The sequence below is a fragment of the Brevundimonas sp. SL130 genome (assembly GCF_026625805.1).
Taxonomy (GTDB): Bacteria; Pseudomonadota; Alphaproteobacteria; order Caulobacterales; family Caulobacteraceae; genus Brevundimonas.
The window spans coordinates 2,222,238-2,247,585 of sequence record NZ_CP113064.1 but is presented as its reverse complement, the minus strand read 5'-3'; the positions used below and the strand labels follow the sequence as shown (position 1 = coordinate 2,247,585).

14 protein-coding genes are annotated in these 25,348 nt (G+C 64.3%); 6 read left to right on the top strand and 8 right to left on the bottom strand.

What is annotated here, in order from left to right; genetic code table 11:
* Positions 1 to 54 precede the first annotated feature (54 nt).
* From OU998_RS10970 to OU998_RS10950, 5 genes are all read right to left on the bottom strand, one after another.
* Positions 55 to 3,459: a TonB-dependent receptor domain-containing protein gene (locus tag OU998_RS10970; RefSeq protein WP_267513515.1), complete on the bottom strand. Its 3,405-nt coding sequence runs from the start codon at positions 3,457 to 3,459 to the stop codon at positions 55 to 57.
* 240 nt (positions 3,460 to 3,699) lie between these two features.
* Positions 3,700 to 5,328: a family 43 glycosylhydrolase gene (locus OU998_RS10965; protein WP_267513514.1), complete on the bottom strand. Its 1,629-nt coding sequence runs from the start codon at positions 5,326 to 5,328 to the stop codon at positions 3,700 to 3,702.
* A gap of 145 nt (positions 5,329 to 5,473) precedes the next feature.
* Positions 5,474 to 6,112, bottom strand: coding sequence for a 2-dehydro-3-deoxy-6-phosphogalactonate aldolase (locus OU998_RS10960; RefSeq protein ID WP_267513513.1), 639 nt, complete (start codon positions 6,110 to 6,112; stop codon positions 5,474 to 5,476).
* The gene (locus tag OU998_RS10955) at positions 6,109 to 6,999 is read right to left on the bottom strand and encodes a 2-dehydro-3-deoxygalactonokinase (RefSeq protein WP_267513512.1); all 891 of its coding nucleotides are present in this window, start codon (positions 6,997 to 6,999) and stop codon (positions 6,109 to 6,111) included. Before OU998_RS10955 ends, OU998_RS10960 begins: the two co-directional genes overlap by 4 nt.
* A gap of 1 nt (position 7,000) precedes the next feature.
* Positions 7,001 to 8,575, bottom strand: coding sequence for a sodium/sugar symporter (locus OU998_RS10950; protein WP_267513511.1), 1,575 nt, complete (start codon positions 8,573 to 8,575; stop codon positions 7,001 to 7,003).
* Positions 8,576 to 8,777: 202 nt separating this feature from the next.
* On the opposite strand from OU998_RS10950, the gene OU998_RS10945 reads away from it, so the two are divergent.
* The 3 genes from OU998_RS10945 to OU998_RS10935 all read left to right on the top strand — a co-directional run bounded on the left by OU998_RS10945 (position 8,778) and on the right by OU998_RS10935 (position 12,235).
* Positions 8,778 to 9,551, top strand: coding sequence for an IclR family transcriptional regulator (locus tag OU998_RS10945; RefSeq protein ID WP_267513509.1), 774 nt, complete (start codon positions 8,778 to 8,780; stop codon positions 9,549 to 9,551).
* Between the two features lie 130 nt (positions 9,552 to 9,681).
* Positions 9,682 to 10,431, top strand: a complete 750-nt coding sequence (locus tag OU998_RS10940) for an SDR family NAD(P)-dependent oxidoreductase (RefSeq protein WP_267513508.1) — start codon at positions 9,682 to 9,684, stop codon at positions 10,429 to 10,431.
* Between the two features lies 1 nt (position 10,432).
* The gene (locus OU998_RS10935; RefSeq protein WP_267513507.1) at positions 10,433 to 12,235 is read left to right on the top strand and encodes an IlvD/Edd family dehydratase; all 1,803 of its coding nucleotides are present in this window, start codon (positions 10,433 to 10,435) and stop codon (positions 12,233 to 12,235) included.
* 50 nt (positions 12,236 to 12,285) lie between these two features.
* Here the strand turns inward: OU998_RS10935 and OU998_RS10930 are convergent, their stop codons facing one another.
* From OU998_RS10930 to OU998_RS10920, 3 genes are read right to left on the bottom strand one after another with little or no spacing between them, the layout of a single operon-like run.
* Positions 12,286 to 14,268: a glycoside hydrolase family 97 protein gene (locus OU998_RS10930; protein WP_267513506.1), complete on the bottom strand. Its 1,983-nt coding sequence runs from the start codon at positions 14,266 to 14,268 to the stop codon at positions 12,286 to 12,288.
* Positions 14,265 to 15,803 carry a tryptophan halogenase family protein gene (locus OU998_RS10925; RefSeq protein ID WP_267513504.1) on the bottom strand — a complete coding sequence of 513 codons (1,539 nt, stop codon included), beginning with the start codon at positions 15,801 to 15,803 and terminating at the stop codon, positions 14,265 to 14,267. Before OU998_RS10925 ends, OU998_RS10930 begins: the two co-directional genes overlap by 4 nt.
* Positions 15,800 to 17,314: a tryptophan halogenase family protein gene (locus OU998_RS10920; RefSeq protein WP_267513503.1), complete on the bottom strand. Its 1,515-nt coding sequence runs from the start codon at positions 17,312 to 17,314 to the stop codon at positions 15,800 to 15,802. Before OU998_RS10920 ends, OU998_RS10925 begins: the two co-directional genes overlap by 4 nt.
* A gap of 236 nt (positions 17,315 to 17,550) precedes the next feature.
* Between OU998_RS10920 and OU998_RS10915 the strand changes: the two genes are divergently transcribed.
* The 3 genes from OU998_RS10915 (at position 17,551) to OU998_RS10905 (ending at position 25,141) form a co-directional block, all read left to right on the top strand.
* Positions 17,551 to 20,460: a TonB-dependent receptor gene (locus tag OU998_RS10915; protein WP_267513502.1), complete on the top strand. Its 2,910-nt coding sequence runs from the start codon at positions 17,551 to 17,553 to the stop codon at positions 20,458 to 20,460.
* A gap of 74 nt (positions 20,461 to 20,534) precedes the next feature.
* Positions 20,535 to 22,181: a DUF5597 domain-containing protein gene (locus OU998_RS10910; RefSeq protein ID WP_267513501.1), complete on the top strand. Its 1,647-nt coding sequence runs from the start codon at positions 20,535 to 20,537 to the stop codon at positions 22,179 to 22,181.
* Positions 22,182 to 22,210: 29 nt separating this feature from the next.
* Positions 22,211 to 25,141: a TIM-barrel domain-containing protein gene (locus OU998_RS10905; protein ID WP_267513499.1), complete on the top strand. Its 2,931-nt coding sequence runs from the start codon at positions 22,211 to 22,213 to the stop codon at positions 25,139 to 25,141.
* Positions 25,142 to 25,348: the final 207 nt, after the last annotated feature.

Sequence of the window (25,348 nt, the reverse complement as noted above, 5' to 3'; positions counted from 1 at the left end):
GCGCCGATGCGCCGACGCCCCTGAGTTACAGCCCTTGGGAGAAGGTGATGGCCCTTAGAAGACGAACCGGGCGCCGACGAAATACTGGCGGCCGGTGCTGCCGTAGCTGTTGACCACGGGATCGTCCTGATAGGCCCAGCGCTCGTCCTTCTGGTCCGTCAGGTTCAGGGCCTCGGCCGTCAGGGTCACATTGTCCGTCACCTTGTAGGTGAAGGCCGCATCGACGTTCAGGGTCTCGTTCGAGCCGATGAAGTCATTGATCAGCGGAGAGTCGCATTGACCCGGATCGCAGCCGCCCGCCGCCAGCGGATAGGTGGTCTGATAGGCGGCGCGGTAGGCGGCCGAGACGCGGGCGCTCCAGCGCGGCACTTCATAGAAGATCGTCGCGTTGAAGGATTCCGGCGAGGCGCCCAGGAAGGGGGCGGTGCCCGTCAGATTGCGCGCCGGGTCCAGGATGTACTCCAGCTCGGACTCGATATTGGTGTAGTTGGCCTGAAGCCCGAAACCGTCGAAGGGCGCCGGCAGGAAGGTGAAGTTCTGCTGATAGGCGATTTCGAAGCCGGACAGGGTTCCGCCCGGCGCGTCGTCATACTGGCGCAGGATGAAGGGCCGATCGGCGTCGATATAGGCGCGGCGGCTGTCCGAGGCCTGATCGACCAGACCATCATAGGCGGCGCGCAGATTGGCGATCTGTTCCGCGTCGAAGATGTCGCTCAGCTTGCCTTCACGTAGCACGACCTGCGGGAAGCTCTCGATCTCCTTGTGGAAATAGGCGACCGACAGCAGGGCGTCCTTGGCGAAATACCATTCGACATTGAAGTCGAGATTGGTGGCGCGGAACGGCTTCAGCTTGGTGTTGCCCAGGGTGATCTGGGCGTTGGAGCCGTCGAACTCGGCCGCCGCGCCCGCGACGCCGACCGGGACGGTGAAGGCTGTGACGCCGGGTTGCAGCGCCATCATCTGCGGCCGCGACATGACCTTGGCGGCGGCGAAGCGGACGATCAGCTTGTCGTTGACCTCCCACGCCAGGTTCAGCGAGGGCAGGGTGTCGTTGTATTCGTTTTCGTTGCTGATCGCCCGACCGCTGGGCGAACGACCGCGCGCATCGACGCTGGTTTCCGCGCGACGCAGGCCCGCGTTGCCGCGCAAATCGCCGATGGGCAGAGCCAGGTCGAAGTCCATCTGGCCGTAGTAGGACAGGCTGTCCTCATCGACCCAGAAGGTGTTGACGCCGCCGTTGCGCAGATCCGACAGGCGCCAGTCGCCCCACTCGTTGATACAATCGCAGTCGAAGCCGAAGCGGTTCTGGAAGGCTTGCAGGTTCGGGGCGAAGAAGGAGGTGGGCATGCCGTCCGGCACGTCCAGCCCGTCGCCCCAGCTGACGACCTGGCCCATCTGGCCGACCGTGGTCGCCTGGGCCAGTCCGGTGTTCACCCCCTCCAGCAGGCTGGGGTTCATGGTGTCGGAGATCAGGCGTTCGTAGCGGGTGTAGTAGAAGTCGAACTTCCGCTTGCCGATGCCGAAGCGGAAGGTGACCTGGTCGTTATAGTCCCAGCGGAAGTCGGCCTTGGCCGTCTGGTAGCCGTTTTCGGTGACGGTGCGGAAGGCGCGCAGGGCCGAGTAGCCCTTGACGAAGTCCCAGCTGTTCGGATTGGCGACGTCGAAGCCGAAGTCGATGAACGGCATGTCGCCGCCCGCCCGGTCGTCATAGACGAAATAGTCGTTTCCAGCGACGCCCTGACCGGAATCCAGCCGGATGAAGTCCGCCAGCAGGCCGATGTTGTCGTTGGTCGACTCGGAGTCGCCGACCAGCAGCGACATGTGGAACCTGTCGCTGAAATCATGCTCGATATTGATCGAGTTCTGACGGAATTCCGTGGTGGATGCGCCCTGATCCACCGCCGAACGCATATCGACATTGCCCAGCACCAGATAGTTGGCGTTGTCCCCCGTCTCGCTCAGCCCCGCATCGATCAGCCTTACCGACGGCCGCCCGATAAAGGCGCCCCGCATCGCCATGTACCGGGGGTGGGACACATAACCAACCGACGTCGGCTGGTTATAATAGTCGTACACGTCAAGGTTGTTTGGATTGAAGCTGCCGACACCCGCCGCTAGGGTCTGGTTGGTGGCGCCCGGCGCGGTCGTGAAGATCGGGGTGGAGCCGTACAGCGACTGGCCGCAATCGATGGAGTCGCGGAACTCGGTGGCCGCCTGGGCGGTGCAGTTGGCGTAGGCGCCGCGACGGTTGTTGTAGCTGTTGTTGCTCGAGCTGGTCGTCGGCAGGGTGTTGTAGCTGAAAGCCGTCGTCGTGCGGTTGCCGTTGGTGTTGTTGCGGTTCAGACCGACCGGACCGATCTGGTAATTGGTCGAGGTCTGATTCATCTTCGAATAGAGATTGTCGAAGTTGATCGTCGTGCGATCCGTCGGCCGCCATTGGCCCGACAGGGTGACGCCCAGACGATCCTGATCGACCTCGCGGTGGTTCAGCGTCGCCAAGGCGGGGATGCGGACCAGGGATCCCTTGGTGCCGCCGCCGTTGATCAGGGCGTAGGCCTCGGGGTCCGAACCGATCAGATAGCTGATCGCTTCCGGATTGGTGACGCGGGGCAGGGCGGTGGCTGGATTGGTGCCGATGGGCAGGGCGAAGCCTTGGTGATCGCCTGCTGCGTTCGTTCCGACGTTGTTGAAGGTCGCGCCGCGATAGGCGTAGTCGAACGAGCCGACCTGACGCGAATAGCTGTCGATCACCTGTTTACGTTCGTTGTAGGCCACCGAGCCCAACAGGCCGAACTCGCCGATCTTGCTGGTCCAGCGGTCGGACGCCAGCAGGGCGACGCGGGGGCTGTGCTCGCCGCCGTTCTCGTAATAAGCGTCCTGAAGCGTCAGGGCGAGACGACGCTCGGAGAAGTCGAAGGGACGGCCCGAGATCAGATCGACCGTCGCGCCCAGAGAGCCCTCGTCGGTTTGGGCGTCAGCCGATTTCTGCACCTTCAGCGAGTTGAACAGTTCCGACGCGAAGGTGTTGAACTGGAAGCCGCGATCCCGGCGCAGGGCGCCGTCGGCGTTGCTGGCGCCCGAGGTGGACAGGGTTTCGAGGCCGTTCAGCCGAACCCGCGTGAAGTCGCCCCCCAGACCCCGCACTGAGATCGAATTGCCTTCGCCGTTTTCACGGTCGATCGACACGCCGGGAATCCGCTGCAGGGATTCCGCCAGGTTGGCGTCGGGGAAGTCCGCGATGTCTTCGGCGTTGATCACGTCGACGATGGTGTTCGAGCGGCGCTTCTCGCTGAGCGCGCTGGCCAGCGAGGCGCGAATGCCGGTGACGACGACCTCGTCGACCGTCGCGGCCTGCTCCGCCTCCTGGGCGAAAGCGGGGGCGGCGAACAGCATCGCCCCCATCAAGATCGCCGCCGGCGAGGCCGCAGCGCGCAGATTGCCTATGGTTTGGTATTGCATCCGTTCCCTCCGTTTCCATCCGCTCCAGCCTCTGACGGGCCGGATGCCGATATCCCCTGTCCCTCGCTCACCGAGGGCAGCCTGCTTTATTGCAATACGATCAAGCGACCGTTTTGCAATGTCACCGGTGTCATATGGCTAAAATAAGGCGAGCGCCAGTCCCGAATTCGACTTTGGGATTTCCGTGTTGTTTAGGGCGCCCAATCTCTAAGCGCCAGTGGCGCGTCTCCGGGTTGATTGTCACAGGGCTCGGAACCTGAAATTCCGGAAACGCGCCTCGCCCTCGCCGGCGGCGTAGAGCCCGGGGCGGAGCATCATGAATCCGCCTCGAACATTTTGATTATAGCCAGAAACTTCCATCCCTCGGTCGAAGCGGGTCCAGGTTTCGCCGTCGGGCGAGGTGTCGAAATAGAGGTTCTGGTAGGCGTTGGTCAGGCGAATGAACATCCGCCACCCATGCGGGTTGGCGGGGCGGCCGCGTTCGATCCCATACTGGTGGGTGACGAAACGCTGGGCGTCGAAACCGAGGCCGGCGTAGAGGGCCCGGTCGTAGAACAGGATCAGGCCCGCCACGGCGCCGGCGTCGATCTCGATCTCGCATTCGATCTGATAGGCTTGTTCGCCCTGGACGAAGGTCAGCGGCGAACAGTCGACCGGCGCCTTGCCCTTGGCCCGTATATGCAGCACGCCGTTTTCGCGACGAAGGCGGTCCTTCTCGTTCGGTTGAGGGTCATAGAAGCTCCATTGGAGCCCGAACTTGTCCGTTGAGAAATCATCCGACAAGGCCATGCCGTGGGGCACGGCCTGGCCGCCGCGCGGCTTGGGGATCGGCTGCGACAGATCACCGCCCTTGGCGCGGAACCAACCGTCGTCGGTCCATTCGATGGGATCCAACAGGGTCTGACGGCCCAGGCTCCAATAGGCGTTCTCATAGCCGTGATAGACCATCCACCAGTCGCCGTCGGTCGGTCCCTCGACCAGTGTGGCGTGGCCTCGCGACCACCATTTTTCCGCGCCGGAAGCGGTGCGGACGATGGGGTTGTGGGGGCAGTTTTCCCACGGGCCGTTGATCGACCTCGACCGTGCGGCAATGACCATATGGCCGGTGGGCGGGCCGGCGGTGCCGCCTATGGCGGTGATCATGTAGAAATAGTCGCCGCGCTTCAGCAGCTTCGGCCCTTCCTGAGCGAAGCCCTCGACGATCCAGTCGTCGGGATAGCGCCAAGCCTTGTAGACGCCCTTATCCACCGGTCCGTCGAGGGCCAAGCCGTCGTCCGTCAGTTTCACCCGGTCGCCCCCGTTCAGGAACAGATAGCGTTCGCCGTCTTCACCGACGATGTGGCCCGGGTCGATGTGGGCCGGGAGCTTAAGATCGATCGGCTCGCTCCACGGCCCTTCGATCCGGTCGGCCCAGATGACGTAGTTTGAGCGGTACTCCGGAAAACGGGCCGGGATGTAGCAGTAGAATCGGCCCTGGTGCTTGATCAACTCGGGCGCCCAGACGGACCCGATATTGGTGGTCAGGGCCGCGGTCACCGGCTGCCAGTTCACCAGGTCGCGGGAATGCCAGATGTGGATGCCCGGCACCGATTCGAACGACGAAAAGGTCATATAGTAGTCGTCGCCGTCCTTCAGGATCGACGGGTCCGGGTGGTCGCCGGCGACGATGGGATTGAGAAATGTGCCGTCGCCCAGGTCGGCCATTCGCTGGCCCTCGACGCCGCGACGCCATTTCATGTGCGCCCATTCCCGACCTAAAGGCGCGGCTTCCTCATGGGTCTGGGCGAAGGCGGCGCGGACGGGCAGGGCCGAGGCCGCGACGCCGCCCAGCAGGCCGGCCAGCGCGGCCCGGCGGTCGATGAATCTCATGGTCGTTTCCTCGTCTGCTCTTATTGGCCGAAGCGAGCGTCATAGGAGCCGAGGGATGTCACCGGTGTCAATTTGAAAAGCCGAGTCACCCCATCCAGTGCGATCAGCAGCGCCGGACGAGGTGAGAAGGACGGAAGAGGTCGGCTCAGCGCGCCGATGCGGCCTTGGTCCAGGCCGTCACGAAGGCGGCGGCGTTGCGGCCGACCTCTTCGGCGGACTGGCCGGGCTTGAATACGGCCGAACCGATGCCGAAGCCGGATGCGCCTGCGGCCAGCCATTGGCCCATGCTGTCGGGATCGACGCCGCCCACCGGATAGACGCGGGTGGCGGCGGGCAGCACGGCGCGAACCGCCTTCAGACCGCGCGTTCCAGCGACTTCGGCCGGGAACAGCTTCAGGGCGTCGGCGCCGGCGTCCAGGGCGGCGAAGGCCTCGGACGGCGTAAAGAAGCCGGGCAGGGACAGCAGGCCCAGCGCCTTGGTCTCGCGGATCACGTCGGTATTGGTGTTGGGCGAGATGATCAGTTGCCCGCCGGCCTGGGCGACCTCGCGGGCGGCGGCGACGGTCAGAACCGTGCCGGCGCCGACCAGGGCGCGGCCGTCCAGGGCGGCGCGCAGACGGCGGATGCTCTCCAGTGGCTCGGGTGAGTTCAGCGGGACTTCCAGGCAGCGGAAGCCGGCGGTGACGATAGCCTCGCCCACGGCGACCGCCTCGTCAGGCTTGAGGCCACGCAGGATGGCGATCAGCGGCAGGGCGTCCAGGCTTTCGACGGTGGGGGAGATCATCGGGATACAGCCTCGTGAATACGCCACAGGCCCAGGGCCGTGGCGGCGGCGCCGTCCGAGATCCGGACGTCGTGGAAATCGGCCTGCGCCAGGGCGGAGGCGTAGCGGGCGCACAGGGGCTCTGCGCCGATCAGAAGGATCGGCCGTTCGCGCGTATCGAGCTGGGCGGCGACCTCGGCTCCGATCAGCAAGCCTGACAGATAGTCTGCGGCCGAGGCAGGCGAAAGCCGTCCGGCCAGCCCCTCGACCCGCACCGAGAATAGGGCGGCGGTGACGGCAGGGTCTTTCAGCGCGCGCGCCACCCCGGCGGCGAAGGCGTCATCATCGACGCCGGGTTCCCCCATGCCGCCGCCCAGGATCGTGCCCTTGCGGATGGCGGCGAACAGTTCGCCGGTCATGAAGGTTCGAAAACCGGTGATCCGGCCCTGGGCCGTACGGATCCATTTGCTGTGGGTGCCGGGGCCGACCACCACGGCGTCGTCTTGAAGGTCCAGGCCCAGAACCTGGGTCTCCTCGCCGCGCATCACGTCTTGCAGTCGGTCGTCTTCGAACGCCGCGACGCCGGGCACGAGCCGGACCCCGGGCGCGTCATCCGGTGAAGCGATAGCGCCGGCCAGGTCCGCGACGCCGGCGGGGCAGGGCAGATAGGCCATTTCGCGCCAACGTCCCCGGGCTCCGGCCATGCCGCTGACCAGGACAGGCAGGCCTTCGTTCAACCAGTCGCCGGCCACGTCCCGAAGGACGTCGTGAAACTGGTCGGGCGTCAGGCCGCCCGCGCCGCGCGGGTCCGAACGACTGTCCAGAACCCGGCCGCCGTCGGCGATCCGCATGACCCGAAGGTTGCTGGTGCCCCAGTCGACGCCGAGCAGGTGAGCCGTCGGCTTCAACTTACCACCAGATCGAATAGACGAGGATCAGGAAGGCGACCACGCCGACGGCGGCCAGGTTGAAGCCCAGCGAGGTCTTGTAGCTGATGTTGTCCAGCTTGATCTTCATGGCGTCCGGCTTGGCGGGGACCAGCAGGGAGACGATCACCGCTGCGATCAGCGAGACGACGAAGACGACGCCGACCCGGTTCATGAAGGGGAAGATGAACTGACCCGTTTCCTGCAACCACCAGAAGATCGCTGACAGTACGACCGAGCCGATGGCGGCGGTCAGGGCGCCGGCTTCAGATGCGCGCTTCCAGAACAGGCCCAGCATGAAGATGACAACGATGCCCGGCGTGAAGAAGCCCGTGAACTCCTGAATGAACTGGAAGGCCTGATCGAAACCGCCCAACAGGGGGCGAGCCGTCAGGATGCCGATGATCACGGCGACGACGGCGGCGATGCGGCCGACCGTGACCAACTGATGCTCGGGCGTGTCCTTCTTGATCTTGGCATAGAGGTCCAGGGTGAAGATGGTCGAGATCGAGTTCACCTTGGACGCCAGCGAGGCGATGATGGCGGCGATCAGGGCGGCGAAGACCAGACCCTTAAGCCCGACCGGCAGCAGGTTCATCATCGTCGGATAGGCCTGGTCCGGCGCCGACAGGTTCGGGGCCAGGATCAGGGCGGCCATGCCCGGCAGGACCACGATCACCGGCATCAGCAGCTTCAGATAGGCGGCGAAGGCGATGCCCTTTTGCGCTTCCGGCAGCGACTTGGCGGCCAAGGCGCGCTGGATGATATACTGGTTGAAGCCCCAGTAGCTGATGTTCATGACCCACAGGCCGCCCAGCAGAACGGCGATGCCCGGCAGTTCCTGATAGTGGGGGCTGTCCTTCGACAGGATCATGTCGAACTTGTCCGGGAACTCGGTCAGCAGAGTGTGGAAGCCGGCGAGGGCGCCGCCTGCGCCGCCGATGGTCGACAGGGCGATAAAGCCGATGATCAGCCCGCCACAGACCAGCAGGGCCACCTGGACGATGTCGGTCAGGGCCACGGCCTTCAGACCGCCCCACAGCTGATAGGCCAGGGCGAAGACGCCGATGGCGACGATGGCGTAGTCCTGGTTGAAGCCGGTGACGGTGTGGACGGCGATGGCGCCCAGCCACAGGATCGAGGTCACATTCACGAAGACGTAGAGCAGCAGCCAGAAGACGGCCATCACGTTGCGGATCGTCGGTCCGTACCGCTGTTGCAGGAACTGCGGCATGGTGACGATGTCGTTGCGCAGGAAGATCGGCAGGAAGAACTTGCCGACGATCAGCAGGGTCAGGGCCGCCATCCATTCATAGGAGGCGATGCCCAGGCCGATTACATAGCCGGATCCGCTCATGCCTATGATCTGTTCGGCCGAGATGTTGGCCGCGATCAGCGAGGCGCCGATGGCCCACCAGGGCAGGCTCTTGGAGGCCATGAAATAGTCGGTGGAGGTCTTCTGCTCGCCGGCCTTGCCGCGAGAGACCCACTGGGCCAGGCCGAAGATGAAGACGGCGTAGATAGCCAGAATCGCCAGATCGATGCCCGCGAGCGTCATGTGCATTTCCCCTACAGCCCTTGGTTCGGGCGGCCCTTGGTCCGGGCTTCCGGCAAAGCCTAGGGGAGGCGTTGATCTGTCGCAACGATATTTTTATATATGCTTGGAGATTTCACCCGCGACAATGTTAAGGTCGTCGCGTTCGGCGGCTTCACCCGGTGAGGACGCACCGGCAGCCTCTGGATCTTCCCGCAGGATTCTCATGACCGATCAAGACCCGACCGACGACCGCAAGTATCGAGCCCCTGCGCTGGAGAAGGGGCTGGATGTGCTGGAGCTTTTGTCGGCTCAGGGCGAGCCCATGACGCCGTCGCAGATGTCGGCGATGCTGGGACGTTCGGTCAGCGAACTGTTCCGCATGATCCAGGTGCTGGAGTTTCGCGGCTATATCGAACAGTCGCCGGACGGTTATCGGTTGACCAACCGGCTCTTCACCCTCGGCATGACTCAGGCCCCGATCAAGTCGCTGGTCGATGTGGCGATGCCCGCCATGCGAGACCTGGCGTCGGCCACCCGGCAATCCTGTCATCTCGTGGTCCCGTCCGGCGATCAGATCGTGGTGATCGCCCGCATCGAAAGCCCCGGCGACCTCGGCTATTCCGTTCGCATCGGCTATCGCCGCAGCATCCTGCACGCGACCTCGGGTCTGATGTTCTATTCCCGATCCAACCCGCGGGCGCGCAAGCATTTGCATGACAGCCTCGTTTCGCTGTTCGGAGACGCGGATGTGGCCGAGTTCGCCGGGCGAGCCATGGCCATGACCCGAGGCGCGCATGTCGAGCGCGCCAGTGATTTCGTCGTCGGCGTCACCGATCTGGTCGCCCCGATCATGGGTTCGGACGGCGTCATCGCCACCCTGATCACCCCCTTCATCGAACAGGCGTCCATGGTCTGCACCAAGGCCGAGGCGGCGACGCTTCTGGTTCAAACGGCCGGTGATATTTCCGAACAGATGGGCGCCGTTTCACAGGCGTGACCTTATGGAAGCTTCCGCCGTTGACAGGAAGAATGCCAGTCGTCATTTTCGCCGACGGTAACAAGTTTCATTTGTAAAAGACTGATAGTCGTCGATAAACGGCGGGCGTCTAGGAGGCGCGCTTCGAATCATGGCCGCCATCTACACAGACCTTAAGGGCAGGACCGTCATCGTCACCGGCGGAGCCGGCGGCATAGGCGAGGGTATTGTTCGCGCCTTTCACGCCCAGGGCGCCCGCGTGGGCTTCCTGGACATTGACGCCCAGCGGGGCCCCAGGTTGCAGGCCGAGCTGGGCGCCGACACCCTGTTCGTCGCTTGCGATCTGACCGACATTCCGGCGCTGAAGGCGGCCGTGGCCGAGGTTCGCGCCGCGTTCGGCCCGATCGATATTCTGGTCAACAACGCCGCCCACGACGAACGTCATGCGACCCTGGACGTGACCGAAGACTACTGGGACGGCCGGATGGCTGTGAACCTGAAGCACCAGTTCTTCGCCGCCCAAGCGGTGCTGCCCGACATGCAGGCGAGCGGCAAGGGCGCCATCGTCAATCTGGGCTCCACGTCCTGGATCATCGGGCAGGGCGGCATGCCGGCCTATACGGCGTGCAAGTCTGCGGTGATTGGCCTGACCCGTTCGCTGGCCCGTGACTTCGGTCCGTTCGGCGTTCGGGTGAACGCGGTCGCGCCCGGCTGGATCATGACCGAACGCCAGCTGGAGCTCTGGGTCACGCCGGAGACCGAGAAAGAAATCTACGCCAACCAGTGCCTCAAGCGCCGGCTCGTGCCGGACGACATCGCCAAGATGGTCGTCTTCATGTGCTCGGACGAGGCCGGGGCGATCACCAATCAACATTATGTCGTCGATGGCGGCTGGACCTGAAATGACCGACACCTCGAAATCCAAGAAGACGCTCCGCAGCCGGGCCTGGTTCGACAATCCGGAAAACCCGGACATGACGGCCCTCTATCTGGAGCGCTATCTGAACTACGGCCTGACGCGCAAAGAGCTGCAGTCGAACAAGCCGATCATCGGCATCGCCCAAACGGGGTCGGACCTGTCGCCGTGCAACCGGCACCATCTGGTGCTGGCCGAGCGCGTGCGGGAAGGCATCCGAGAGGCCGGCGGCATCGCCATGGAGTTCCCGGTCCATCCGATCCAGGAAACCGGCAAGCGCCCGACCGCCGGTCTGGATCGCAACCTGGCCTATCTGGGTCTGGTTGAGAGCCTTTACGGCTATCCTCTGGACGGCGTCGTCCTGACCATCGGCTGCGACAAGACCACGCCCGCCTGCCTGATGGCGGCGGCGACGGTGGATATTCCCGCCATCGCCCTGTCGGTCGGTCCGATGCTGAACGGCTGGCACAAGGGCGAGCGCACGGGATCGGGCACGATCATTTGGAAGGCGCGCCAGATGATGGCCGCCGGCGAGATCGACTATGACGGCTTCATCGAACTGGTGGCGTCTTCGGCGCCGTCGGTCGGCTATTGCAACACCATGGGCACCGCCACGACCATGAACTCGCTGGCCGAGGCCCTGGGCATGTCGCTGCCCGGCTCGGCCGCCATTCCGGCCCCGTACCGTGAGCGCGCCCAGGTCGCCTACGAGACCGGTCTGCGCATCGTCGAGATGGTGCACGAAGACCTCAAGCCCTCGGACATCCTGACCAAGGAAGCCTTCCACAACGCCATCGTCGTCAACTCGGCCATCGGTGGGTCCACCAACGCCCCGATCCACCTGACCGCCCTGGCCCGCCATTCTCATGTCGATGTGCCGTTGCAGGACTGGCAGACCGAGGGACTGCACGTGCCGTTGCTGGTGAACCTTCAGCCGGCGGGCGAATACCTGGGCGAGGACTATTTCCATGCCGGCGGCGTGCCGGCGGTGGTGTCCGAACTGATGAAACAGGGGCTGATCAACGAGAACGCCCTGACTGTCACTGGCAAGTCGATCGGCGACAACTGCCGTGGCGCCGAGATCGTTTTGCCGGACGTGATCAAGCGCTTCGACGCCCCGATGAAGACGGACGCCGGATTCGTCGTCTTCACCGGCAACCTGTTCAACTCGGCTATCATGAAGCTGAGCGTGATCAGCCCCGAGTTCCGCGAACGCTATCTGTCCAACCCCGACGACCTGAACGCCTTCGAAGGCCCGGCCGTCGTGTTCGACGGGCCTGAGGATTATCACCACAGGATCGACGACGAGAGCCTGGGCATCACCGAACAGACCCTGCTGTTCATGCGCGGCGCCGGCCCCATCGGTTATCCGGGCGCGGCCGAGGTCGTGAACATGCGACCGCCGTCCTACCTGATCAAGAAGGGCGTCAGCGCCCTGGCCTGTATCGGCGACGGGCGTCAGTCCGGCACCTCGGGCTCGCCGTCGATCCTGAACGCCTCGCCCGAGGCGGCGGCCGGCGGGAACATCGCCCTGCTGAAGACCGGCGACCGGGTGCGGATCGACTTGAACACCGGCCGCGCCGACATCCTGATCTCAGACGAAGAACTGGCCGAGCGCCGCAAGGCGTTCGAGGCGGCGGGCGGCTACAAATACCCGGCCTCACAGACGCCGTGGCAGGAGATGCAACGCGACGTGGTCGGCCAGCTGGAAACGGGCGCCGTGCTGGAGCCCGCGATCAAGTACCATCGCATCGTCGACAAGTTCGGCCTGCCGCGCGACAACCACTGAGGCGTCATAGCCGACAAGGAAAGGGGCGGCGCCGGCCGCCCCTTTTTGAGTCAACGCGGGGTGATCCTGATCGCCGCCCCGCCGCTGGGTTGCAGCGCCAGAGTCAGCGTCGTGCCGGCCTCCACCGGCTGTGTTGAGATTGCAGTCCGGTTCGGCGCATCGGTATCGGCATAGACGGTCGCGTCGAACCGCCCACGCCCGAGGAAGTCCAGCGGCAGGGTGACTGTCCGCGCGTTCGCATTCGTCATGGCGCCCACATACCAGTCGCGGCCCTTGCGCCGGGCCAGGATGATCGACTGACCGATCTCGCCCGAGATGAACCGGGTTTCGTCCCAGGTCGTCGGAACCTGGCCGATGAAGGCCGTCTCCGGCTGGCCAGCATAGGCGTCCGGGCTGTCCGCGACCGTCTGAAGCGGGCTTTCGTAGACGACGAACATCGCCAGCCCGTGCGCCCGCGTGGTCATCACCGTCGGCCGCAGAAACCGCCATCGGAAGGTCTCGGGCGTCTGGTTGTCGAATCCGCCGGGCGTATAATCCATCGGCCCCAGCAGCATGCGCGTATAGGCCAGGGTCACGTTATGATCGGCGGTGATCCGGCTGGACCACTTGTTGTTTTCGGCCCCCAGAACCCCTTCTTGCGTGATGAAGTTGGGATAGGTGCGGGTCAGGCCGGTCGGGTGGAAGGCGCCGTGGAGATTGACCATCAGCCGATGCTGCGCCGCCTGGTCCAGCAGCCGGTGGTACCAGTCGACCATCTGCTGGTCGTCGCGGTCCATGAAGTCGACCTTGATCCCGGCGATCCCCCAGGCCTGGTACTGGTCCAGGGCGGCGTCGAACTGGGCGTCCAACGCCTTCCAGTTCAGCCAGAGGAACAGACCCACGCCCTTCGCGCGGCCGTAGGCGACCAGTTCCGGTATGTCGATCTGTGGGATGGTTTCGGTGACGTCCACGCCGGGCCGCACGACCCCGCCGCCGCCGGCGCCCCGATACCAGCCCTCGTCGATGGTGACGTACTCAAGTCCGTTTGCGGCGGCGAAGTCGATGAAGGCCTTGAAGGTGGCGGTGTTCATGCCGCTGTCTTTGACGGCGTCGATATGGCCGCCGTTCCACCAGTCCCACGCCGACTTTCCGGGTTTGACCCATGACGCATCAAATGTGGCGGGCGCGCTGAGATCTGTGATCAGGGTGGATTCGATCAGGTCGCCGGCATGGTCGCCGACCATGATCACCCGCCACGGCGTTTCCAGATCCTGCCCGACGCGGGCTGTCGCCACGACGGCCGGGACGCTGGTCGGGGCGTCGAGACGCGGGGCCAGCTTGGTCTGCACGCCCAGGCCTCCGTCGCCGCGCCCGCCCAGATACAGGCCCGGATAGTCTTTCAGGTCCGCTTCGGCGATCGCGATCGTCGGCCCGCCTGGCGTCGTTTCGCAGACGAGAGGGGCGTCATAGGCGTTGTGGTCGCGAATATGCGAGGCCGCAATCGGGTCGAACTCACCCTCGTGGCTGGAGTTGAACCGCCCCAGATTTAGGCCCCAGCACCTGTAGTCTGAAGGGAAGGCGAACTGGGTGTTCTCTGACACAACGCCCATCGGTGCGTCATTTCCAGCCGGCAGGCGATAACGGAAGGCGACGCCATCGTCATAGGCGCGAAGCACCAGGGTCATTGCAGGTTTGTCGTTGGCGGGTTCGGCGGTGAGCGTAACCTCACGCCAGTGGGAGCGGACCTGCGATTTCCGCCCCAGCAAGGCATATTCGTCCATGCCTTGTCGAACCGGGGATGCTGAAAAAGTCTCGCTCGCGCCGACCGAAACGCGGTTCTCCAAGGTCAGGCCGATTAAGGACGGTGCGACAATGACTTGGCTGTCACGCAAGACGGAGAGGGAGGGTTTGCCCTCAAGCATGTCCAGCCGGATGCTCAATCGCCCATTGGGCGAGGCGAGATCAACCGGACCGGCCAGCGCTGCAGATGGAGCGGTATTGACCCAGACAGCCAGCGTCGCGCCGGCCAGCATTCTCAGGACTAAAGACGTCATACGCGGTTCCCGGCGTCAGCATTGGCGAGAGGTCCTGCCGCGCAGCGGCTGGAAATATAGTTTTCGTGTGTCGGCATCTGCTCCACGGCGCGCCGGATGGCCAAGCGGATCTCGTTCAGCCGGTGGCGAACCTGGTCCTGTGGAACGATTTCGGTCAGCGGGTCGCAGCGGGCGGGGAACACCCCTTGGCCCATCAGGACTGCAATCCAGCTGGCCTCCTGGAACAGTTCGTCCTCGTAGTGGAAGACCCGTCCGCGGCTGCGGAACAGCTCGATTTTCCGGGTCAGGCTGTCCGGTACGGCCATGGTCCGCACCTGGCGCCACAGGGGGGCGTCGTCCCGCTCGGTGGCGTGGTAGTGCAGGATGATGAAGTCGCGCACCCGTTCGAATTCGGCCTGCATCATCCGGTTGTAGTTTTCGATATCCGCCGGGGCGAAACCCGTGTCCGGGAAGCTGAGCAACAGCTTGGATAAACCTGACTGGATCAGGTGGATGCTGGTCGATTCCAGCGGCTCGACAAAACCGGAAGCCAATCCCAGCGACAGGCAGTTCTTGTTCCAGGTCTTGCGCCTGCGGCCGGTGGTAAAGCGCAGGAAGTTGGGCTCGCCCGCCGCAGGACCGTCCAGGGCCGTCCTCAGCGTCGCCTCGGCTTCGTCATCGGACAGGAAGGCGCTGGAATAGACATAGCCGTTGCCTGTTCTGTGCTGCAGCGGGATGCGCCAACGCCAACCCGCCGCCAGGGCCGTGGACTGGGTGTAGGGCGCGGGCGGCCCTACGCGGCCGCAGGGCATGGCCACGGCGCGGTCGGCGGGCAGCCAATGGGACCAGTCTTCGTATCCGGTCTTCAGGGCGCCTTCGATCAGCAGGCCGCGAAACCCGGAACAGTCGATGAAGAAGTCGGCCGCCAATTCCCGCCCGTCTTCCAGCCTGACGGCGCGGATGAAGCCGTCGCCCTCTCGCAGTTGGACATCCGAGATCTGTCCCTCATGACGCACAACCCCGCGCGCCTCCGACTGACGGCGCAAGAACCGGGCATAGAGGCCCGCGTCGAAATGGAAGGCGTAGGGCATCCGCGCAAAGGGCGAGTGCGTGGCGTCCGCAGGGCGGGCGAACCGTCCCAGTCGGGCCGCCACCTCGCCCGGCGAATAGTCCCCGAGGGCGCCGACCGCGCCGCGGCCGTCGTTCGCTCTCAGCCAATACTGATGAAAGGCCGCCACCCCGACGGGCGTGCCATAGGGGCTGAAGGGATGAAAATAGCCATGCCCCTGACGAAACCAGTCCTGAAAGGCGATGCCCAGTTTGAACGTGGCCTGGGTCTCGCGAATGAAGGTGTTCTCATCGACGCCGATAAGCTGGTTGAAGAGCTTGATCGGCGGGATGGTCGCCTCGCCGACGCCGACCGTCCCCACTGCCTCCGACTCGACCAGGTCGATCCGGACTGCACCGCCCAATAGATGGGACAGGGCGGCGGCGGCCATCCATCCGGCCGTGCCGCCGCCGACGATCAGGATGCGTTGAACGGGCGCCGGCGTCATCGGGCGTAACCGGTGAAATGTTCGGAATGGGCAGGAAGGCTGGCGACGGCCTGGCGGATCAATTCGGCGAAGCGCGCGGCCTGACGTTCCACATCATCCAGCTCGTCCACCCCCACAAGGGGCGTCGCGCGCCGCGGCCAGACTCCGAGGCCGGTGAAGACGGCGGTCCAGCTGTCCTCGCGGAAAGACTCGTCTTCCAGCAGGGGGACGTCACCCTGCGCGCGGAACAGCTCGATCTTGTGCATCAGGCTGTCGGGCGGCGTCGTCTCGCGGCACTGTCGCCACAAGTCGCCGTCAGCGCGTTGCGCCAGATGATAGTGCAGGACGATGAAGTCGCGGATTCGCTCGACCTCCAGCGCCGAGGCGCGATTGTATTCGCGGATGAGAGCCGGGTCGAAGCCTCGATCAGGAAACAGTTGCAGCAGCCGCCCGATCGCATTCTGTATGAGGCTTATACTGGTCGACTCCAGCGGCTCCAAAAAGCCTGAGGCCAGGCCCAAGGCCACGACATTGCCCTTCCAGACCTCACGCCGTCGACCGGTGACGAACCTCAACCGATTGGGCTCGGCCAACGGCGGCGATTCCACTTGGCCGAGCAGATCATCCAAAGCCGCCTGATCGTCGATGTGGGCGCTGGAATAGACATAGCCGTTGCCCACCCGGTGCTGCAGCGGAATCCGCCACTGCCAACCGGCGGAACGGGCGCGGGCCGTGGTGAACGGTTCAGCCGGTCGAGCAGCGGCGCAGGGCAGGGCGATGGCGCGGTCGCAGGGGAGCCAGTGGCTCCAGTCCTCGTACCCCGCCTTCATTGACTGTTCGATCAGCAGGCCCCGGAACCCCGAACAGTCGATGAACAGGTCGGCCTCGACCTGGCGATCGTCCTCAAGCCGTACGGCCGCGACATGTCCTGTGTCCGGATGCTGAACGACATCGACGATCCGCCCCTCGCAACGCATGACACCAAGACCTTCCGCCAGGGTCCGCAGACGGCGGGCGAACAGGCCGGCGTCAAACTGGAAGGCGTACGAATAGTGGGACAGGGCCGAGCGGGGATCGTCCACGGGCGGGGCGAACCGCCCGGCGCGCGCCATCACGGCCGGCAGCGACCAGGGTTCGATGCCTTCTATCCGGCCGGCGGCCTTCAGGCGAAACAGGTATTGCCGCCAGGCCTGACCGGCGACGGTCGGGCCATAGTCGCCGAATCCGTGGAAATAGTCCGAGCCGGGGGCGCCCCAGTCCTTGAAACAAATGCCCAGTTTGGCCGTCGCGGCCGTGGATCGGATGAAGTCATCCTCGGCCAGGCCGAGCATGCGAATGAATTGACGTATCGGCGGAATGGTCGCTTCCCCGACACCGACGGTTCCTATGGATTCCGATTCGACCAGGGTGATTTCGACGGCCAGACCCGACGGGCGGGTGAAGGCGCGCGCCAGGGCGGCGGCGGCCATCCAGCCGGCCGTGCCGCCGCCGACGACGGCGACGCGACGCACCTCTCCCGAAGCCTGGTCCATAAGCTCATCCTCCACGCCGGCTTTACGCCGATCCTGATTGTCCCCTCCGTATCGCAAAGCACGGATGACAGCATTAATGTTAGCGCTATCAGAAAATGCTTTTCAACGCATGAAAACCTGTGCATCCTTGAAAGGTGGCCAAGTCGTCTAACGGCGGCGGACCACAACTTCGGGAGGGATGTCGCCCCACGACGCTGATAAGCGACGGGCGCGACCAGCAGGAAGGTTTGAGGCATATGTCTCGTCAAAATCACGTTCGCCGTGTCGCGCTTCTGTGCGGCGCTTCGCTTGTCGCTGTCGCCGCCATGGCGCCCACGATTTCCATGGCGCAGGAAGCTGCACAGTCTGACGACGCCGCTACGGTTGACGAAGTGGTCGTCACCGGCATTCGCGCCCAGCTGCGGTCGGCTCAGGCGATCAAGAAGAATTCGGAAGTCATCGTCGACTCGGTGACGGCCGTGGACATCGGCGCCCTTCCGGACCGTTCGGTGTCCGAGGCGCTGCAACGTATTCCTGGCGTCACCCTGCAACGCACCAACTCCGCCCGCGACCCCGCCCGTCTGGCGGCCGAAGGCGGCGGCGTCTTCGTGCGCGGACTGTCCGGCGTCCGGTCCGAAACCAACGGCCGCGACATCTTCTCCGCGTCCAGCGGTCGCGGGCTCAGCTTCGAAGACGTGTCCGCCGACCTGATGGCCGGCGTTGACGTCTACAAGAACGTCGCAGCCAACATGATCGAAGGCGGCATCGCCGGCACGATCAACCTGCGCACGCGCGTTCCGTTTGATAACAGTGAGCCGCTGTTGGCGATCAACGCCGACTACAACTACGGCGACTTGTCTGAAAAAGGTTACTGGTCGGGCAGCATCATCGGCTCCGACCGCTGGGACACCAAGATCGGCGAGTTCGGTCTGCTGGCGAATGTCAGCATTTCGAACGTCGGCAACCGGACTGACAGTATCTCGACCGACCGCTACGACCCGGTCGTGCTGACGGAAGACAGCACCGACGGTACGGGCCAGGCTGGCCAGACCGTCTATATCCCCAAATATATGGGTTGGCGGACAATCGACTGGGAGCAGAAGCGCACGGCTGTGGCTCTGGCGGCCCAATGGCGCCCCAACGACAGATGGCTGTTCACCATGCAGGCGCTGGGTTCGCAGTCGGAAAGCTATAACGTCGAATATGCGATGGGGACCGATAGTATCCTGACGCCGAATTCGAGTTATTCGTACAACGATCAAGGTGTTTTCGTGTCGGGTGATATCCCCGACGCCTACTACAGCACTAACACCCGCGTCGGCGACGACACCAAGAAGACCGGCGATGTCTCGTTGAACTTCAAATATACGCCGAACAGTGCGTGGTCGTTCAGTGGCGATCTGCAGTATGTGAAATCGACGGCCGAAATCTATTCGATGACCGCCTATACCCAGCTGGAAGACCGGCCGGATATGCGAATCGTTATCGATGGCGATCTGCCGACCATCACCACAACGGGCGGGTCGACGGAGGACAAGTCGAGCTATTGGTGGGCCGCCGCTATGGACCACATTGAGGACAACGAGGCCGACGAGGTCGCTGGGCGTTTGGACGGCCGCTACGATTTCGAAAACAACGATTTCTTCCAGTCTGTCGAGTTCGGCGTTCGTATGACGGACAAGAACTACACCAACCGTCAGACCGGTTATAACTGGAACCTGTTGTCTAATCAGTATTGGTTGAATAACACCAATGCCGTCTATCTGGATGACTCCGGGTCTTTGGGCGACTCGCGCCTTCAGGAGTCTTCGTTCCTGTACACGTTTGAGAACTTCTTCCGTGGCGATACGTCGGTGCCAGGCGTCGCCTGGTTCCCGACCGCCGCTCTGTTGAACCAGGGCACCGCCCATGCCTATGACATTCTAAAGGGCACGGAAACCGCCGGCTGGGGTTGGACGCCGCTCAGCGACGACTACGACAGCTATACTCTGGGCAGCGGCAGTGGCGGCGTGACCAATCTGGAGGAGAAGACTGAAGCGGCTTATGTCTATACCCGTTTTGGGAATGACACGGCCTTCTTCGGGCGGGGCTTCGATGGCAACCTTGGTTTGCGGGTCGTCAAGACGAAGACCGAAACCAACCAGATCATCACCCTGCCTTCCATCAGTGGGTCCTGCCCGACGGGCGCTGACTGCACAGATTTCAACCAAGCGGTCCAGTTCGTGTCCGGCGGCGCCTTGGATGCCGGCGCGGATGTCAGCAAGGAGTACACCAATGTGCTCCCGAGCCTGAACCTGCGCGCATTCCTGACCGACAGCCTTCAGGCCCGTGTCGCCGTATCCCGCGCCATCGTTAGGCCGGAAATGTACCAGCTGCAGCCGTTCACCAACCTGTCGATCAACTTCCAGTCGGACGGCTATACGCTGAACGAGACGACGCCCTTCACGGGCACCGGCGGCAATCCGAACCTGGAGCCTCTGAAGGCGACCAACTACGACTTCAGCCTGGAATGGTATTTCGCTCCGACCGGCAGCCTGACCTTCGCCGCCTTCCACAAGGACTTGAAGGACTACATCTTCTCGGGTTCCTCGACGGAGACCTACACCAATGGCGGGGTCACCTACGACTTCCTGATCACGCGCTACACCAATGGCGACGAGGGCAAGATCGACGGTTTCGAACTGGCCTATTCGCAGTTCTATGACTTCCTGCCGGGCCCGCTGAGCGGCCTGGGTATCCAGGCCAACTTCACCTATGTCGACAGCAGCGGTGGGCGTAACACCAGCCAGGACATCCTGAGCAGCGACCAGAACTCGGCTTCCGCCGCCGAGCTGCCGCTCGAAGGTCTGTCGAAGACCAGCTACAACGCCGCTGTCCTGTACGAGAAGTACGGTATCTCGGCGCGCCTCGCCTACAACTGGCGCGAGGAGTATCTGATGACGACGTCAGCGGCGAACGTGAATGCACCCGTCTGGGCCAGCGACTACGGCCAGCTCGACGGGTCGATCTTCTACAACCTGACGGAAGACGTGAAGATCGGCATCCAGTCGACCAATATCCTGAACGAGCGGACTGTTCTGAAAGTCGGCAACGCCGAACGTAAGGCGACGTACAACTGGGTGGACACCGACCGCCGGATCGCGGTGGTTCTGCGCGCGGCCTTCTAACCCAGGCTGACACGACGGGGCGTCGGCGATCGCCGGCGCCCCGACAGTTTTGTTATCGACGTTGGGAGGCGGCGATGGGTTCTTTCGCACGCAGGTTCTTTACAGCCTTGGCGTTCTCGGCCGTTGCAGTCGCGGCGGCGGCGCCCTTGCAGGCGCAGTCGCCGATCCCTCGGCTCGTCCAACAGGACGGCCGCCACGCGCTCATGGTCGACGGCGCGCCCTTCACCATCCTCGGCGCCCAGGTCAATAATTCGACCAACTACCCGGCGCCTCTGGTCGAGGCCTGGCCGGCCATCCGCTATGTCGGGGCCAATACGGTTCAGGTTCCCATCGCCTGGGAACAGCTGGAGCCGGAGGAGGGGCGGTTCGACTTCTCCTTCGTCGATCATCTGGTGCAGGAGGCGCGTCGCAACGACGTGCGTCTGGTCATCCTGTGGTTCGCCACCTGGAAGAACACCTCGCCCAAATATGCGCCGGCCTGGGTCAAGCTGAACCCGACCCGTTTTCCGCATCTGATCCAGAAGGACGGAACGGAATCCTACGCCATGTCGCCCTATGGCGCCGAGACCTTGGCCGCCGACGCGCGCGCCTTCGCCGCCCTGATGCGCCACATCCGTCAGATCGACGAACGTCAACGCACCGTCATCATGGTCCAGCCGGAGAACGAGACCGGCACCTACGGCTCGGTGCGCGACTACTCCCCTGCCGCCCAGGCCGCCTTCGACGCCGCCGTGCCCCAGGCCCTGCTGGACCGGACGGGCAAGGCGCCCGGAACCTGGTCCGCCGTCTTCGGCGACGAGGCGGAGGAATTCTTCCACGCCTGGTCCATCGCCGCCTACGTCAATACGGTGGCTGAGGCGGGCAAGCGGGAATATCCCCTGCCCATGTACGTCAATGCGGCCCTGCCTGACCCGCATGAGCGCACCGCCCCGACCAACTATGCCTCGGGCGGTCCCGTCTGGCCGGTCATTGACGTCTGGAAGGCCGCAGCCCCGTCGATCGAGATGCTGAGCCCGGACATCTACAATCGAGATTCATACACCTACGAGGGGCATCTGGACCGCTATGAGCGGCCCGACAACGCCCTGTTCGTCGCCGAGACGGGCAATGACGTCCCCTATGCCCGCTATCTGTTCTCGGTCCTGGGCCGGGGCGGCATAGGTTTTTCGCCGTTCGGCATCGACTATACCGGCTACGCCAACTATCCGCTCGGCGCCCCGGCCATCGACGAGAAGGCCCTGACGCCGTTCCGCGACGCCTATCGGCTGATCGCGCCGTGGCAGCGGGTCTGGGCGCGCGCCGCCTTCGCCGGCAAGGTTTGGGGCGTGGCCGAACCCGACGACCGATCTTCACAGACCCTGGATCTGGGCGACTGGACCGCCACGGTCGGCTATCGCCGCTGGCAGTTCGGTCAGCCGGACTGGACCTGGCTGGGTCCGCTGGCCGATGTGCCGGGGACTGAAAAGCCCAATGGCGGCGCTCTGATCGCCGAGATCGCGCCGGGCGAGTTCATCCTCACCGGCTACCGCGCCCGCATCGACTTCGCCCCCAAGCCCGCGACAGACGGCAAGCGCCGCATGGTCGTGCGCTACGAAGAGGGCCATTTTGACGCCGCCGGCAAATGGGTCTTCGAACGTATCTGGAACGGCGACCAGACCGACTACGGACTGAACTTCACCGACCGCCCGCAGTTGCTGCGCGTCGTCACTGCGACCTACTGAACGTCCCTCTGATAGAAGCGAGAGCCCCCATGACCTCGACCCTCGCCCGCCGACTGATGTTGGCCACCCTGATGATCGCCCCCTTGGGGGCCTGTTCGACCTTGATGGACAGCGCCTCGGCCGGCGCCATCCAGCAGGCCGCCTTCGAACGTATCCCCGCCGGCGTCGTCGTCGCCCCGACCGAGGGCGCCGCGCGTCGCGTGCGTCTTGAGGTCTATGGTCCCGAGACCATCCGCGTCACCGCTACCGAAGACGCCGATCTGGATCTGCCCGCCAGCCTGATGGTCACGGCCCAGCCCTCGACCACCACCCCGTTCGAGGTCGAGACCCACGGCGACCTGGTCGTGCTGAAGACGGCCGAGGCCACGGCCGAGGTGTCGCGCACCACCGGCGCCGTCCGCTTCCTCGACGAGACCGGTCAGGAAGTGCTGAAGGAGCGCCCGGGCAGCCGCGAACTGACCCCCGTCACGGTCGAGGACCAGAAGGGCGATCACCGCTTCCTGGCCACGCGCCAGGTGTGGGAAAGCCCTGCCGACGAAGCCTTCTATGGCCTGGGCCAGCACCAGCAGGGCGTGATGAACTACAAGGGTCAGGACGTCCTGCTGGCCCAGCACAATATGGACGTGGGCATTCCCTTCGTCGTCTCCAGCCGCAACTACGGTCTGTTGTGGGACACCAACGCCATCACCCGTTTCGGCGACCCGCGCCCCTACGGCATGTTGTCGGATCGGCTGATCGTCCGTGACGCCGGCGGCGCCTTCGGCGGTCTGACCGCCCGCTATTATCAGGACGGCGTGCTCAAGGTCAGCCGCCCCGAGGGCGAGGTGAACTACGAGTTCATTCGCGACCAGCAGCGTTGGCCCGAGGGCCTGAAGGCCCAGCCCGGCGCCCCGGTCCAGACCGGCGATATGGGCAAGCCCGGCCAGGCCGGCGTCAGCGTCGTTTGGGAAGGGTCGATCGAGACCGCAGCCGCCGGCCTGCACAAGTTCCGCCTCTATTCGTCTGGCTATGTGAAAGTGACGATCGACGGCAAGGTGGTCGAGCAGAACTGGCGCCAGAACTGGAACCCCTTCGACCATGATTTCCAGGTCGAAATGGCGGCGAACACCCGGGTGCCGATCAAGATCGAATGGACCCCGGAAGACGGCTATATCTCGCTGCGCCACATGGACCCGCTGCCCGCGGCCGACCAGGGCGCGCTGAGCCTGGCGTCGGAAGTCGGCAAGGCCATCGACTATTTCTATGTCGGCGGTGACGACATCGACGGCGTCATCTCCAACTATCGCGGCCTGACCGGCAAGTCGGTGATGCTGCCGCGCTCGGCCTATGGCTTCTGGCAGAGCCGCCAGCGCTATAACACCCAGGCAGAAGTGGTCGGCGCCGTGCGTCGCTATCGCGAACTGGGCCTGCCGATCGACATGGTGGTTCAGGACTGGTTCTACTGGCCCGAGAACGCCTGGGGTTCGCACCAGTTCGATCCGGCCCGTTATCCGAACCCGACCCAGATGGTGAAGGACGTTCACGACATGAACGCCGACATCATCATTTCGGTCTGGCCGAAATTCTATCCGACAACCGAACACTACAAGCAGCTGGACGCTATCGGCGGGATGTACACGCGCAACGTCGATGTCGGCGCGCGCGACTGGGTCGGACCGGGCTACGCCAACAGCTTCTACGATCCCTATCTGCCGGCCGCCCGCGACCTGTACTGGAAGCAGATGTCCGACAGCTTCAAGGACATGGGCTTCGACGGCTGGTGGCTGGATTCGGTCGAGCCGGACATGCACTCCAACCTCGACATCCCCGAGCGGACCCTGCGCATGGGGCCGACGGCGGTCGGGCCGGGCGCCTATGTGTTCAACTCCTATCCGCTGGTGAACGCCGAGAACGTCTATCGGAACTTCCGTGCGGAGCAGGGCGGTCAACGCACCACCATCCTGACCCGTTCGGCCTGGGGCGGTCTGCAACGCACCGGCTCGATCCTGTGGTCCGGCGACGTGGTGGCGCGCTGGGACAATCTGCGCGACCAGATCTCGGCGGGCGTCAACGCCGGCCTGTCGGGTCTGCCGAACTGGACCCACGACATCGGCGGTTTCTCGGTCGAGGCCCGCTATTCGAATCCGGCCGGCATGAAGCCCGAGGATAAGGCCGAGTGGGACGAGCTGCAGCTGCGCTGGTTCGAGTTCGGCGCCTGGTCGCCGATCTTCCGCTCGCACGGCGAGTTCCCGCAGCGCGAAGTCTATAATCTGGCCAATCCCGGCGGCGATTATTACGCCGCCTATGCCGACCAGATGCGCACCCGCTACCGGTTGATGCCCTATATCTACAGCCTGGCGGGCGACACCTATCGGCGCGACGGCACCATCATGCGTGGCTTGGTCATGGACTTCCCGTCCGACCTCAAGGCGCGTGACATCGCCGACCAGTATATGTTCGGTCATGCCCTGATGGTGGCCCCCGTCACCGAGTACAAGGCGCGCAGCCGGTCGGTCTATTTCCCTGCCGGCGCCGACTGGTACGATTTGAAGACGGGTCAGACCTTCTCTGGCGGCCGGACGGCTTCGGTCGCGGCGCCCCTGGGCAAGATCCCGGTCTTCGTCCGTGCGGGCTCGATCCTGCCGACGGGGCCGGCCATCACCTATACGTCCGAAAAGCTGGACGGCCCGCTGACCCTGGTGGTCTACACCGGAGCCGACGGCGCCTTCTCCTTTTATGAGGACTCGGGCAAGGACTACGGCTACGAGCGCGGCGAGTTCTCGACCATTCCGATGAGCTGGGATCAGGCGCGCGGCGTCCTGACCATCGGCGCACGGAACGGCGCCTATCCCGGCATGCCGTCGAACCGCACGATCAGTGTGCGCTTCGTCAGCGGACCGGCCGCCGACGCGGGCGACTTCGACGCCGCGCCGTCCAAGACCATCCAGTACTCCGGCCAGGCGGTTGAGGTGCGTCGCTAGACGACGGGGGGCATCGACATCGCGCATAATGTCGATGCCCGTTCCGTTGTTTTACTTGCCGATTTTAAGATTTTTAGCGGTCTGACCAACCACGGTTCCTGACGGGGTTATAGTCTCGACTTCGTCTTCGCCGGGCCGGTCAAATTGCACTCTTTTGCATATTGCACTGGTTTTCGGTGTGCAGTGCAATTTCGGAACACCCGCTCT

Coding starts and splice junctions, on each gene's coding strand:
- OU998_RS10910 (WP_267513501.1), top strand. CDS start 20,535: ATGGGTTCTTTCGCACGCAGGTTCTTTACAGCCTTGGCGTTCTCGGCC.
- OU998_RS10965 (WP_267513514.1), bottom strand. CDS start 5,328: ATGAGATTCATCGACCGCCGGGCCGCGCTGGCCGGCCTGCTGGGCGGC.
- OU998_RS10915 (WP_267513502.1), top strand. CDS start 17,551: ATGTCTCGTCAAAATCACGTTCGCCGTGTCGCGCTTCTGTGCGGCGCT.
- OU998_RS10950 (WP_267513511.1), bottom strand. CDS start 8,575: ATGACGCTCGCGGGCATCGATCTGGCGATTCTGGCTATCTACGCCGTC.
- OU998_RS10945 (WP_267513509.1), top strand. CDS start 8,778: ATGACCGATCAAGACCCGACCGACGACCGCAAGTATCGAGCCCCTGCG.
- OU998_RS10940 (WP_267513508.1), top strand. CDS start 9,682: ATGGCCGCCATCTACACAGACCTTAAGGGCAGGACCGTCATCGTCACC.
- OU998_RS10935 (WP_267513507.1), top strand. CDS start 10,433: ATGACCGACACCTCGAAATCCAAGAAGACGCTCCGCAGCCGGGCCTGG.
- OU998_RS10930 (WP_267513506.1), bottom strand. CDS start 14,268: ATGACGTCTTTAGTCCTGAGAATGCTGGCCGGCGCGACGCTGGCTGTC.
- OU998_RS10925 (WP_267513504.1), bottom strand. CDS start 15,803: ATGACGCCGGCGCCCGTTCAACGCATCCTGATCGTCGGCGGCGGCACG.
- OU998_RS10970 (WP_267513515.1), bottom strand. CDS start 3,459: ATGCAATACCAAACCATAGGCAATCTGCGCGCTGCGGCCTCGCCGGCG.
- OU998_RS10960 (WP_267513513.1), bottom strand. CDS start 6,112: ATGATCTCCCCCACCGTCGAAAGCCTGGACGCCCTGCCGCTGATCGCC.
- OU998_RS10905 (WP_267513499.1), top strand. CDS start 22,211: ATGACCTCGACCCTCGCCCGCCGACTGATGTTGGCCACCCTGATGATC.
- OU998_RS10920 (WP_267513503.1), bottom strand. CDS start 17,314: ATGGACCAGGCTTCGGGAGAGGTGCGTCGCGTCGCCGTCGTCGGCGGC.